Consider the following 13880-nt stretch of genomic DNA (forward strand, 5'->3'; position numbering starts at 1 on the left):
GTTGGGAGTAGAATTAATAAGCTTTAGAGCAATTTTAGACTGCTTGAAAAAAATGGCTGACAAGAATAAAAAAAACCTTCAAGACAAGACGCTGATCGAGGATCGCACTATCCTGGAATCAGACCGTACACTGGCCGGAAAAACTGGCGATCCCGGGCACAAACTGTCCAGTTTCAGGGATTATTCAGTGCTGGAGCTGCTGCCTGCCGCGGGATCAGAAGCAGACATCTACAAAGCGGCAAAAAACGGTGAAGTCAGAATTCTGAAGCTATACAGATTCGGAAACAATCCCAATCTGGAAGCTTTGAAGAAGATCCACGAAATCAGCGGCAAATTTCCAGCTGATGTGGTCAGGATCTTCGAATCGGATTTCGACGAGGAATTGAAGCGTTACTATGAAATCATCGAATATCTCCCGCTTGGATCACTGAGAGAACTTTTTGACATGCTGCGGGGTAACGACCGCCTTCTGATTGATGTGATCCGCTGCTTCAACAATGGACTCAGGCTGCTGCACTCCAATAATCTGCTGCACCTGGACCTGAAACCTTCCAACGTGATGCTGCGGACTCTGGACCCCTTGAAACTTGTTTTCACAGATTACGGAGTTTCTTCCGTGATTGATGATGAAATCTCCAGAAAAATGACGGTCAACCTGAAAGGCACTCCCATTTACTGGTCCCCGGAAGCTTTCACTCAGATCGTAGGCCGCGAGTCAGACTTCTGGTCTCTGGGCATGATTGTGCTGGAAATCCTGCTCGGCAGGCATCCCCTGCAGGGGCAGGATATGCGGGTAATCATGTATACTCTTGCCACCAAGGGGATCGATGTGGATCAGTCTCTCCCTGACAGATATCAGCTGCTTCTGAAAGGGCTTTTAACTCGAAATCCCAGAAAGCGCTGGGGCTATGATCAGGTAGCCCGCTGGCTGGCCGGGGATTCGGAAATCCCGGTCTTTTTCGATTTCTGCCAGGAAATCAAGGGCCTTCAAAAACCTTTCGGTTTCAGAGAAGCTGACTACCATTCCCTGGAGGAACTGCTGCATGCCTTTGTGCATGACGAAGACTCCTGGGAGACGGCTAAGATCATCATCGGACACGGATATCTCGAAGACTGGCTGAAGCGGAACGGCGAGTTCGACAAATGCGTAATCATCGAAAAGCTGAGAAAACTTTCCAGGAATGACCTGGATTTCCTGCTTCTGAAACTGACCCTCACTTTTTTGCGTGGCACTGGATTTGTAGTTTTCGGTAAATTGATCAGTTTCCAGAGCGTTTATCAGATTACCACCAGGGCTTTAGAAGGCAAGTGCACTCCAGGCGAAACCAATGTGATCAAATCTGTGATTTCAGGAGCGCTGCTGACTTATTATACTGATTACCTGACTTCGATCCAGCGTGACCCTGAAGGGGACGAGTTCTGCCTGCTGCTGCGGGTGATGAAATTCAATGTTCCCAAGATGCTGTTTGAAGACAGCCTGAACAGTCTGCTGGAGATCTTTGAATTCTGGTGGAAACCCCAGGAGTTCATATTTCCTGGAAACTGCGGAATCAAGGAAAAGATCGCCATGTTGAAAAACCACGGCGAACTTCTTCTGCGCAAGACCGAGCTCGAGGCCCTGTCTGAGAAGTACTATCTGCCGCTCGAAATCATGGAAAACCTGGGGGCCAGTCAGCCGGATGTGGTGGTGGATTATTTACGAATCCTGCAGAAGCTGCGCCAGGATGACTCGCTGATCGAAAAAGCTAAAATCAAGGAATCAGTGTTTTCTGTCAAGAAATATGTGGAAATCGGCAAGTTCCGGAAGAACAAGATCGACCTGTTTCTGCTGAGCAGGCTCCCGCTCCTCTCACAGCATTTATTCGCAGTCAGATTCAAGACTTACGAATTCAAGATGCTCAGGGAGTATCTCGAGATCCTGAAAGGCTGCGATCTGGAATGGACCAGAGCGGACAAGGAAGCCATCGACGACCTGGCCGAGAGCATGGAACCAAGGTCTTATCAGACCAGGAAGTATTTTTTCGCCTGCCTGAACGGACTGGTCTTCGGCTGGGTCTTCGCCATGTTCGGCATTCTCTACCTGGATTTTCTGGCAGGAATTAAATACTATATTCCTAATCCCAGTTCCTCTTCCGGGATGCTGGTGCTGGGGTTGGGATTTCTGGTGGGGATTGTCCGCAGTTTTGAGGAACCGGAAGGGGAAAGGCTCAACGAATTTGTGAGATGGTTTCTGGCAAGTTCGCTGGTGCTGTTCGCTTTTTTCCTGTTGATGTGCAGGCTGATTCCATGGAGCGGACCCTATGGAGCAGCTGCAGTCGGGTTCCTGCTCGGCAGCTTTTTTTATTTTATTGTGAGCGAGTATTACACAGAGATCCGGGTCAGCAGGATTTACGACAAATACCTCTACCGGATACTTGCGGTCAGAAATCAAACAACAAGGGAAGTGAAAAATGAAATTGGAAAATCTGCCTAAATGGGCTAGAGAGATTGTCAGATTCCTTTCGATCAGACCCCAGTTCGCACTCTGGGGAAACATCTATGACATCTACCCTTTTGAAAAGGACGGACGGATCGTCACCTTTAAAATAACTGATTATCTGAGGGAAATTTTAAAAAGCGAGGGCTTTGACCTGATCCTGGAATATGAACCTCTTTATGGATTCTCAATGCTTGACGGAGATCCTGAAGTATTCAAAAAAATCATGGAAGGCAAAGTAGAACAGAAAGTATCTGAACACAATCCGCGAACTGCTCAGGGCATCGGCATGGCAGCGACTGCTGTGATGGCTCCAGTACTTGCCGTGGGTGCTGCGGCGATCAAGGGCACTGACTGGCTGATCTCCAGGAATAAACCCCTGCTCTGCTCCCTGTCCAAAGGATATGACATCATTGAGAAACTTACCCACAACGACCTGGCATATGTGGCTGTGATCCTTAAATATGTTTCAAGGCTTTCCGACATCTGCAGCCCTGTTGATCAAAGCGAGTTTTACTACCGGCTGTTCCGACTGCTGCACAATTCCAGCCCTAAGATGATCGGTGGCTCCCGCTATCCAAAATTCAATACCACGATCTTCGTGATGGACAAGGAAAACGACATCCCTGCCTGGTTCACGATCGGGAACCCTAAAATGAAAGTGATCTCGATCCCCAAGCCGGACAATCAACTCCGGAAGGCCATCGTGCAGAACGTGGCTAAGAATCTGGGCGGATTTGAAACGATCGAGGAAGTCAAACGAAAAGATTACCTCTCTTTGTTCGTGGATCAGACAAACGAGCTCTATGCCAGCGAAATAATTTCCATCGTCAACCTTGCCAAAAAAGAGAACATCTCCTTTGCAGATATCGGGGACGCAATCAAGCGCTATAAGCTCGGCATCATAGAAAATCCCTGGTCAAAACTTGATCCTGTTAAGATCAATGACTCTGAATCCATTCTGATGAAAAGGGTCAAAGGTCAACCCAGGGCTCTGCGCAAGGCTGCTGACATCATCAAACGTTCGGTCTACAATCTTTCCGGTTCTCAGTACTCCAAATTCTCCCAGAAACCGAAAGGTGTGATGTTCCTCGCCGGACCCACAGGAGTAGGAAAGACGGAGCTTGCCAAATCTTTGGCTGAACTGATCTTCGGTTCTGAGACCAGTTATGTGCGTTTCGACATGAGCGAATTCTCCAGGGAGCACACTGACCAGAGAATGATCGGAGCACCTCCCGGTTATGTCGGTTACGAAGTCGGAGGAGAGCTGACCAATGCAGTCAAGCAGAATCCGTTTGCAGTCCTGCTGTTCGACGAAATCGAAAAGGCACACCCTAAGATCCTGGATATATTTCTCCAGCTTCTCGATGATGGCAGGCTCTCTTCCGGCCGGGGTGAAACTGTTTATTTCTCTGAATGTCTAATCATTTTCACCTCTAATCTTGGAGTTTATGAAATCGGGCCTTCAGGCGAAAAAATCCAGCGGATCAAGCCTGAGATGGGTTATGAGCAGATCGAGCAGAATGTGCGCAACGCCATTGAGGATTATTTCAAGTTCACGATCCAGAGGCCTGAAATTTTGAACAGGATCGGCGAAAATGTGGTGATTTTCGATTATATCAGGAAAGAAGTGGCAGGACAGATCTTCGAAAAAATGCTTTCCAATGTGGTGGGAAAGCTTACTGAAACCTTCAGGATCGATATCAGAATGGAGCCTGAATTCAAGGAGAAATTGAGAAGCGTCTGCTGTGAAAATCTGGCCATGGGCGGGCGCGGCATAGGCAACAAAGTGGAGGAGATCCTGGTGAATCCGATTTCACGTTCATTGTTCCAGCTTTCAGCCAAAGAAGGGGAGATTTACACACTGACGGATATTGAAAAGGAAAACGGCTCATGGCAGCTGAAAATGAAAAAAGTGGCCTGATCAATCTGATCCATTTCCCTGTGCTGACCCTTGGAATCGGGAAACGCATCGGGATCTGGTTTCAGGGCTGCTCAATCCACTGCCCTGACTGCATCGCGCGGCACACCTGGGATTTTTCCGAGGAGTACCGGATTGAGATATCTGAAGTGATTGTGTCTGTCAGGAAATACGCTGCCGATTCTCCAGAAGGGATCACGATTTCCGGAGGCGAACCTTTTGATCAGCCTGAAGCTCTGCATGGACTGCTTGAAGGTTGCAGAAATGAAGGATTTGAAGATATCATGGTTTATTCAGGATATGAATTTTCGCGGTTGCAAAAACTTTATAAAAAGACTGTTTCTCTGATCACGACTCTGATTGACGGCAGATTCGTGTCAGGAGACGCTACCAGGAGTGTCTGGAAAGGGTCTGAAAACCAGAAAATGCATATTATTACCCGGAAAAAGGGACTGCGTGAGAGATATCTGGCCTTCCGTGAAAGTGAAACAGGGAAGAGATCTTTGCAGATTGTGGAAAACAGTGGAAAAATATTTGTGGTCGGGATTCCTGACCAGAAAGACGCTGAGGTGATCAAACATGGGCTTGTTTAAAATCTGTCCCTGCTGCGGACACAATTAGGTTGGGCGCAATCCTTTCGGCTACGCTGAAAAAGGAAGATACCAAGGATTTCAAGCTGATAGGGAATTCATTCCAGATTGTTTAGAAGTTCGTGGGAACAGGTGGCCATGGCAGGGTAGTAACAGTGTTAGACATACACTTAGCATTCAAACTGAGCAAAGTGTAGGCCTGACACTCTGATCTGATCCAGCGGAAGCTGGAATCAAGGGAAGTTCGGGGTCATGTCGTTCCCAATTTCTCACCCTAACTACGACTTGACCTCGTCGGTAGGAGCTTTCGATTCTTAAGTTACCCAATATCCAGGTTGCTGCAGTTGCACTGGAAGCGGTAAGAGCACAATTCCGAACAATTTATTATCATGTACTGATAATGTAGTGTTAACGAGTAGTATACGCTTAGTCAACGGTTCGTCAACGCTAAATTAACATTATATGATATAATATATACAAGATCGGGGTCATGTTGTGCCCAATTTCTTACCCAAACCACAACTTGACCTCGTCCAAATGCGATCAAAAACCATGTAGGGGGAATCCTGGATGGCAATCGTAAAATGGAATCCAGCAATCGAATCGATCAAGGGGAAAGTCAAAGGTTTTGTCTACACCAAAAACGGGATCGTCAAAGCTGACTTGCTTAATCAACGATGATAATTATCCAGTTGACAAAGCCCAAGAATGGCATCAATCTGAAGAAGACACTCCTCACTTTCAGTCTATGATGAAAAAAGTGCTTAAATATGAAAGATTTTCATCCTTGGATAGAGAACTCCAATGGAAAGAATACATACGTTTAACTTACGGGGCTATCTGCGATATTGTCCATACGAAAGGACAAGAGGCAGCGCAAACTTATTTTCATTCTGTTATCAGTTCATCATTCGATGGAATCAATGTGATGAGTTTTGAGGAAAAAAGTTGTGCTGAGGCGTTAGATAGATTTCTCGAAGTTGTTGGACACATAGCTATCATGTTGTGCGCCAGCAATCCGATTATCACTGTCGGATTAGACCTTGAATCCAAATTCGGCCTTAATGGCCCTGTTTCGGGTTTTTTCAACCCTGATCAAGCTGCGCGTTTGTTTGAGTTGTTGCCAACCTCTTATAGAGAATTTTTCAAGAGGCTGCAAGAGAATGACGCTGAAGTGAAAGCGTGTCTTGATGGATTTAACAATCTGCCGGATATTACGGAAGAAGAGATAGAAAAACAGATGGGAAATGATTGTTTTAACATTGTAAAAATGGAATAGCTGGTTAGAATCCAGGGAGGGCGGGGAAACGGGTAAGACTATCAAAGAAAATTTGAAGGGTATTGGATATGAGTTCTAAAACAACTTCCTACAGCGAGCTGTTTTCGCAGATCAGAAAACTGATTCTTTCTGCTCGTAAAGCAGTAAGCCGTAATGTAGATACGATCCAGGTTCTGACTTGTTTTGAAATTGGCCGTAGGATTGTGGAACATGAGCAGCAGGGGCTTAAACGTGCAGAATACGGCAAACAAATACTCAAGGATCTCTCTAAACGCTTGACTGATGAGTTCGGCAAAGGTTTTTCTGAGGATAACCTTACTAATATGCGTAAATTTTATCTTGCCTATCGTGAACAAAAACAGATTTCCGAGACACCGTCTAGGAAATTGGCAACGCTAAAAGATACGCCGGAAACACATGCACAGCTCACTCTCAGCTGGTCCCATTATGTTTTCTTGATTGGTGTTAAAGATGAAAATGCCCGCAGATTTTATGAAATAGAAACCGCGCAGCAGGACTGGTCATTGCGTGAACTCAAACGACAGTTTGATTCCGGCTTGTATGAACGACTGGCGCTCAGTCGTGATAAGGCAGCAATCATGAAGCTGGCACAGGAAGGGCAAACCGTTTCCAATCCCAAAGATTTACTTAAAGAACCTTACGTTTTAGAGTTTCTTGGACTTGACGAGAAATCAAAATATTCTGAAACCGATCTGGAATCGGCAATTATTGATAAGCTGGAACATTTTCTGCTAGAACTTGGAAAAGGGTTTCTTTTTGAGGCACGGCAAAAACGATTTACCTTTGATGAAGACCATTTTTTTGTTGATCTGGTTTTTTACAACCGGCTATTGCACTGCTATGTATTGATTGATCTCAAAATCGGCAAGCTAACCCATCAGAATATTGGACAGATGCAGATGTATGTCAATTATTTCGACAGGTTTGTAAAATCAGAAGATGAAAATCCTACTGTGGGAATTATTCTCTGCAAAAAAAAGCACGATGCTCTGGTGGAAATCACCTTACCCGTAAATGCCAATATTTTTGCCTCTGAGTATCAGCTTTATCTGCCGACCAAAGAAGAATTAAAGCAGAAACTGATGGATTGGGCGGAAGAATGAAATTGACAGGACGGATAATGCAAATCCAATTTAAGGGAGTGAAAAATGGAATCATTTGATTCTACAAAAAAGAGCCTATATGAAATCCTCAAAGATGTTAAACTCGGTAAAATTCAGCTTCCTGACTTTCAGAGAGGTTGGGTTTGGGATGACAACCGAATCAAAGGAATTTTAGCAAGCATTGCAAAATCATTTCCCATTAATCTTTCCTACGAAAAATTGACACTCTCTTAATGTTAACTAGAAATCGGAGGGCAAGATGGAAAATGTAAAAGGAGAATTTCAAGAAAATGTTCAGGGCAAAGTGGAAGTGGAGATAGGAGACGCTCCTTATCCTATGGCATTCCTGACCAGAAAGACGCTGAGGTGATCAAACATGGGCTTGTTTAAAATCTGTCCCTGCTGCGGGACCAGGAATTCGACTGAAGAAATGATGTGCACTTACTGTCTGGGGGATATTTCCCACATCAACCCCTCGGACGATTCCGAGTCTGTGGCAAAGGCAGAAGTGCAGGTTCCCGCTGCTCCGGCTAGCCTGGTTCTGATTGCGGCAGACGGCAGCAGGATCAGCCTCGGTTCAGGCGAAATCATAGGCAGGAGCGCGAAAGGCGCTGAGATTTTCCAAAAGGACAGGCAGCAGGGCAAGACTGTTTCCAGAAAACACGCCAGATTCAGCCAGGAGTCAGGCGGCTGGACTGTGACTGACCTTAATTCAGGAAACGGGACATTTCTGAATGACGCCAGGCTCACTTCAGGAGAGAAGAAAAAACTTAATGCTGGAGACAGGCTGAGTTTTTCCTCTTCCTCAGTCGAATTCACTGTGAAATTCGAAATTTGAAGTTCTACCCGCATTTTCTTTTCCTGTTTGCACTTTTTCTTTCTGGCGCTGCGGGACTCATCAATGAGATCGTCTGGCAGAGAGCGCTCAAAATCTATTTCAGCGGGGCTGAGGCTGTTCCTGCCATGCTCGTAGTCCTGTCCTTCATGGCCGGGCTCGGGCTTGGTTCACTAGCAGCCGGTCGGCGCTCCCGCAATCTCGGAAATCCGGTCAGAGCGCTCAGTTTGATCGAAATCCTGCTTTTTTCGATCAATCTGCTGATCTGTCTGCTGCTTTCCCTGAATTTCGGGGACAGTCTGTATGCTGTTCAGCGGATGGCCCTGCTGACAGGCATTCCACTCAAAGTGGTCTATGGGGTGTGCTCCTTTTTACTGCTTTCAGTGCCCTGCTGCCTGATGGGTCTGACTCTGCCCATTGCGGCTGAAGTCTTTCAGCGGCAGTTCGGATTCACAGACAGGCGCAAACTGGATTTCCTGATCTTTTTCAATACGGCCGGGGCAACACTCGGGTGCCTGCTCTGCGGAATCTACTTTCTGCCGTATCTGGGCCAGCTGAGAAGCCTGATCCTTGCTGCAGTCTGCAATCTGTCTGCTGCGGTGATCTTCGCGCTGCTGAAAAGCAACCGACCCTCATGTTGCGAATCACCTTTACCCGCTCGTTCCACATCTGGATTGAAAAAAGAGGAAATCCTGGGATTTCTGCTTGGATTCCTGGCGCTTTCATATGAAATGTATCTGTTCAGGATCCTGCAGTTAAGCCATGGTCCGCTTCCATACACCTTCACAGTGATCCTGTTTTATTTCCTGCTTTTCTGGAACCTGGGGGTTTTACTGAACGAGTTCGTGCCAGGCGGTACGATCCCCTGCCTTGCAGCTGCCGGTGCCATGATCATCGCCATGCCCAGGGTTTTTGAATACGAGCGCTTCAGCCATCAATTCAGCCTTTTCTTCGGGATCACGATCTATTTTCTGCCCTGCCTGGTCTGCGGAATAGTGTTCGCGCGCATTCTCAAGCGGCATACTGAGCTCTGGGGAAGCGACGTCGGCAGATTCATGGGTCTGAACACTTTCGGGAGCTGTCTCGGGATTTTTCTGGTCACTATCTTCGGGCTGCAGCTGAACTTCGATTACCTGGGTCTGATGATCGGAATCGGGTATCTGTCGGTCTGTCTCCTGGAATCAGATTATTCCAAGGCCAGGCTGAAATTTGCTCTGACAGCTTTAATCGTTCTGGAGATCGCCATTTACTGCGCTGCCCTCTCGCAGCCTGTTGAAGGAACAGGTGCCAGAAGATACTTCGGCCGTGAGGGAGTGGTTGAAATCCTGCGTCAGAGCCTGCTGGTAATCTGGAACGGGCTCGGGCATTCATCCCTTTCTGTGAACCAGAACCATCTCGGGTCCGGGAACTGGTATCTCGGGGTGATCCCTTTTTTATGCCATGAACCGGATAATTCGCTGGAAGTCCTGGTGGTCGGACTCGGGGCAGGAATCACTTCCGCCACCATCGCAAAATCCGGGAGTGTGGCGTCAGTGGACAATTATGAAATCAACGAAGTCCTCAAACTGATCCTGAGGGATTATCCTGATGGCACCTTGAGAGTAAGCGAGAATCCTAAGTGCAGGATTTTCTGGCAGGATGCCAGGACTGGACTTGCGCTCAATCCGAAGAAATACGACCTGATAGTGCAGCAGCCCCTTTATCTGATGCAGGCCGGCAGTTCCCTGCTCCTGTCACGCGAGTATCTGTTGCTTCTCAAATCAAGGCTCAGAGAGCGCGGTCTGATCTGCATCTACTGTAACAGCATGGGCTGTCTGGAGCAGTATTATCTGGTGCTGAAAACCGTGCAAAGCGTTTTTTCCCATTGTCTGAGTTTCGGGGGTTTTTATCTTCTGATTGCTTCAGACTATCCCTTTGAATACACCAGGGAGAGCGTGATGTCCCGCCTGAGCGCGGATGATGAACTCTGCAGGGAGATACTGGGATATAAGATAGAGCAGGTTCTGAATTACATGGACACCCGGGAATTGTCTTACAGCTGCCCATACCTGATCACAGATGATTCACCACTGGTTGAATATCCGGAAATAGTGAAGAAGCTGGTCAGGATCCAGTGATCACTGAATCACAATCCCTTCAGCCTTCAGGGCCTCCCACCATTCATCGAAATAGGTGAAATTCAGGCCGGCAAAGATCAGGGTAATTCCCCAGAAAAATTCCAGATCGAATCTGTCCCCAGTGAAGATAAACATGACAGCACCCATGACAAAGGGGGTGACTGCCAGAGAAACCGAAAGAAAAGAGGCTGTATAAAGTTTCCTGATCAGGGGCATCAATCCATTTTCAGCGGCCGGCATGGAAGAGAGAAGTTTCTTCTTCAGGAATCTGGCGGTAGCGAATTCCACGATTGTAAGCAGCAGCAAGGCTGATCGCAGGATTTTCAGGCGCTCTGCCGAAAACAGGAAGGCCTGGTTATGCTGGTGAAAATAAAACATGATGGCGATCACAGGGAGCATCGCCAGGAAAAGCACCAAACTGCTGAGCCAAAGATAGCGCCTGTAATAACCGAAGAGTTCTGTCCTCAGATCTTCCATTTATTTTCTTCAGGCCTCCTTTAAATCGGGCGGCGGGTAGCCGATGATCTCCTCTACCAGAGCAGGGTCGCGGATGATTCTGGGCATTTTACTGTGGCCAAAATCGGATTTTCTCTTCTCCAGCCAGGACTGGAATTTTTCTTTGTCCACGAATCTGACCTCAGCAGGGTCGAAGTTTTTATACAGCAGGCGGTACAGGCTGCTGTTTTCCTGAAGGTATTTGTCCAGTCTGGCTGAGATCCATTCCGGATCATGCTTCTCCCAGGCTTCGTTCTTCTCAAATACCCAAAGGTACCTGGGTTTGGGACCTGTTTTTCCCAGCACTAAAAATTCCCCTGGCTGTGATTTCAGCTCAACAGATAAGTTTTCCACTGTTTTTTCAATTACGTGAATCGAAGTCTTCTCTCCTGTGAGATTCAATGTCAGGACTGTGCGGCCCATGATCTGGAACAGCGGAATTTTCGGATCAAGACACTGGATCACGTCACCCAGTACATAGCTGAAAGCCCCGTTACCGGTGGTCACAGCAGGAACATATTCCACTCCTTCGGACAGTTCGGTGATCAGTTTCCTCTGGCGGTAATTCTTGTTCTGGTAATCATCAAATGGGATGAATTCATAGAAATTATGGTCTGTGAAAAAAAGCATGGATTCAGGATTATCCGGGGATTGATGCCCGAATATTCCTTCTGTGGCAGCATAATACTCTATGATGCTGACTTTCTTCCCCAGAGCTGCATAAATCTTGTCGTCGTAAGTACGATAATTGACGCCTGTACAATAGATCACTTCCAGATTTCTGGCAAAGCTCGCAAATTCAGACCTCGTGAAATAGGAATGCCTGGCTTTTTCCAGGAAGTCCAGAATCGATGCGGGAATCCCGAATATTGAGCCAATGGCTTTGCCTTTGATTTCCCTGGCAATGGTTCTTGTTTTCTCGTTCCAGTCCTGGATGTTGATGGTAGCAGGGCAGGGGATTATCCGGCGTTTCATCAGGTGAGGGGCTGCTTCAGCCAGAATTCCTGAGATCGGGCCGTAAGGTATTCCCCCGGTCGTCAGTCCCAGGGAACTGCAGCCTGAAATTGCCAGGATTTTTTTGTCCAGGACTTTTGAATTCGGGTATTTTTTTATGAAAAGGGAAAGAAGATAAAGCTCTTTTTTTCGGAAATCCTTCAGGATCGATCCTGGCACAGGAATCAGCTTGGGCTTGCCTGTAGTTCCTGTGGATATCCCGAAATGCCCTGCTTTCTCTCTGATCGCCGCGCCGGACCTGCCTGCAGCTTCCTGTTCCCACATTTCCCGGATGTCTTCATAATGCTGGATCTGGACCCTTTTCCAGTAATCTGAGACGCTCCTGATGCTGCCGAGGGAAAACTTTTTATAGATCTTTGTATCCCTGGAATCATCTATCCTGGACAGCAGGGCATTTTCCTGGAGCCTGAAAGTGTCTCCCTCAATCTTTCTGGAGAAGGCTGTGAAAATTCTGTTTTTAACAGCAGACCATTCCATCAGGCCTCCATTTTTCCGATTATATCTTCAGCGATCCTGGGATCTTTGATGATTCTTGGGATTTTACTGTGCCCTAAATCCGCATTCTTCCGTTCGAACCAGGCTTTGAAACTGTCCCGCTCTATCAGCAGCACCTGAGAAGGAGAAAAATTGGTGGGATAGAGCAGTTTATAAAGATTGTTGTGTTCCTGGAGAAAATGATCCAGCCTGGATGCGAGCCTCTCAGTTCCCTGGCTGTCCCAGATCGAGTTTTTCTCTATGACCCACAGATAGGACTGTCTGCCATTGATGGTCCTGCCTGTGACAAAAAACTCACCTGGTTCAGAGTTCAGTTCCCGAGACAGACTCTGCACTGTTTTCTCCACCACCGAGATCGCGGTCTTTTCACCGGCCAGATTCAGAGTGAGCACTGTGCGTCCCTTGACCCTGAACAGCGGGACTCTGTGATCCACGCACTGGATCAGGTCTCCAAGGACATAGCTGAAAGTGCCGTTTCCGGTGGTGACTAACAGGGCATAATCTTCACCGTCTTTCAGCTGATGCAGTAATTTCCTGTTACTGTAGTCCTTCTGGAGATATTCGTGGAAAGGTATGAATTCAAAAAAAATCGTATCTGAGAAGAATTCCATTGAATCAGGGTCAATTGCGGACTGATGGCCGAAAATACCTTCACTGGCAGCATAGTAATCCAGAAAATTCACTTTCCTGCCGAGCAGACTCTGAATTTTGTCCTGATAACTTCTGTAATTCACACCACTGCAGAAGATGGCTTCCAGATTCGAGGCGAAAAACTCAAAATCGCTTTTGGAATAGATGCCCTTAATTTTTTCCAGGTAATTGAGGATCGTAGCCGGGATACCTAAGATCAGCCCAATGTCCTGGTGCCTTGCCTGCTCCGCGATGGAGTCAGCTTTCTGGTTCCAGTCGCAGAGATTGATCACTTCGCTTGTGGGAATTCGTTTGTGCCTCATGAGCAGCGGTGAGCCTTCGGCCATTATCCCTGAAATTGTGCCATAGGGAATCCCGGACTGCGTTTTTCCCAGAATAGCGCTTCCGGTGATGGCGAGGTGTTTCTTGGAAAGAATTCTGGATTCGGGATGTGCTTTCAGATAAATGGAAACAAGCTGCATCCCGCGCCTGCGGAAATCCCTCAGCAGCTTTCTCGTGACAGGAATCAGCTTGGGGATTCCTGTGGTGCCGGTGGAAACAGCGAACTTGTGGATCCTGCTTCCGACAGTAACGTTTATGTTCCCTGTCGATTCCGAATCCCAGTATGGTTTCAGGTCCTCATAATGATGGACCGGTACTTTCTGCTGATAGCTCTGAGTCGATGAAATTTCTCGAAAGCCGTATTTTTTTCCCAGGACAGTCTCTGCCGAGTCATTGAGGCGGGCGAGCAGGGCTTTTTTCTGGAATTTGGCAGTACTGCCGTTTTTTTTTTCTGTAAACAACGAAAAAATACTGTTTTTAGTTCTTGTCCATCTCATCTGATCACCTGTAGTCCTTGTTTCTGTATCTGCCTTGCCATGTAATCGAAGGCTGATATCTTTGA

General features: G+C 47.1%; 11 protein-coding genes. 8 read left to right on the forward strand and 3 right to left on the reverse strand.

Annotation, left to right across the window (positions count from 1 at the left end):
* Positions 1-52 precede the first annotated feature (52 nt).
* The 8 genes from PHW04_07910 (at position 53) to PHW04_07945 (ending at position 10342) form a co-directional block, all read left to right on the forward strand.
* Positions 53-2473 (forward strand): protein kinase, encoded by a 2421-nt coding sequence (locus tag PHW04_07910; protein MDD2715800.1) that lies wholly within the window; start codon positions 53-55, stop codon positions 2471-2473.
* Positions 2451-4400 carry an AAA family ATPase gene (locus PHW04_07915; protein ID MDD2715801.1) on the forward strand — a complete coding sequence of 650 codons (1950 nt, stop codon included), beginning with the start codon at positions 2451-2453 and terminating at the stop codon, positions 4398-4400. The genes PHW04_07910 and PHW04_07915 overlap by 23 nt, the downstream gene beginning before the upstream one ends.
* Positions 4370-4990: a 4Fe-4S single cluster domain-containing protein gene (locus tag PHW04_07920; protein ID MDD2715802.1), complete on the forward strand. Its 621-nt coding sequence runs from the start codon at positions 4370-4372 to the stop codon at positions 4988-4990. The genes PHW04_07915 and PHW04_07920 overlap by 31 nt, the downstream gene beginning before the upstream one ends.
* 745 nt (positions 4991-5735) lie before the next feature.
* Positions 5736-6266 (forward strand): hypothetical protein, encoded by a 531-nt coding sequence (locus tag PHW04_07925; protein MDD2715803.1) that lies wholly within the window; start codon positions 5736-5738, stop codon positions 6264-6266.
* Between the two features lie 68 nt (positions 6267-6334).
* Positions 6335-7390 (forward strand): PDDEXK nuclease domain-containing protein, encoded by a 1056-nt coding sequence (locus PHW04_07930; protein ID MDD2715804.1) that lies wholly within the window; start codon positions 6335-6337, stop codon positions 7388-7390.
* Between the two features lie 45 nt (positions 7391-7435).
* Entirely contained in the window at positions 7436-7624 is a 189-nt protein-coding gene (locus PHW04_07935) for a hypothetical protein (GenBank protein ID MDD2715805.1), read from the forward strand.
* A gap of 142 nt (positions 7625-7766) precedes the next feature.
* Complete coding sequence (locus tag PHW04_07940; protein ID MDD2715806.1) at positions 7767-8228, forward strand: FHA domain-containing protein; 462 nt, start codon at positions 7767-7769, stop codon at positions 8226-8228.
* On the forward strand, positions 8225-10342 hold the full coding sequence (locus PHW04_07945; protein ID MDD2715807.1) for a hypothetical protein: 2118 nt from the start codon (positions 8225-8227) through the stop codon (positions 10340-10342). Before PHW04_07940 ends, PHW04_07945 begins: the two co-directional genes overlap by 4 nt.
* Here the strand turns inward: PHW04_07945 and PHW04_07950 are convergent, their stop codons facing one another.
* The 3 genes from PHW04_07950 to PHW04_07960 are packed head-to-tail and all read right to left on the reverse strand — an operon-like array spanning position 10343 to position 13815.
* Positions 10343-10819 carry a hypothetical protein gene (locus tag PHW04_07950; protein MDD2715808.1) on the reverse strand — a complete coding sequence of 159 codons (477 nt, stop codon included), beginning with the start codon at positions 10817-10819 and terminating at the stop codon, positions 10343-10345. It abuts the gene before it with no gap.
* A 9-nt stretch (positions 10820-10828) separates the two neighbouring features.
* The gene (locus tag PHW04_07955; protein MDD2715809.1) at positions 10829-12328 is read right to left on the reverse strand and encodes a GH3 auxin-responsive promoter family protein; all 1500 of its coding nucleotides are present in this window, start codon (positions 12326-12328) and stop codon (positions 10829-10831) included.
* A complete protein-coding gene (locus PHW04_07960) occupies positions 12328-13815 on the reverse strand; it encodes a GH3 auxin-responsive promoter family protein (protein MDD2715810.1) in 1488 nt (495 codons plus the stop codon). Before PHW04_07960 ends, PHW04_07955 begins: the two co-directional genes overlap by 1 nt.
* Positions 13816-13880 lie beyond the last annotated feature (65 nt).

It is taken from the genome of Candidatus Wallbacteria bacterium (assembly GCA_028687545.1).
GTDB lineage: Bacteria > Muiribacteriota > JAQTZZ01 > JAQTZZ01 > JAQTZZ01 > JAQTZZ01.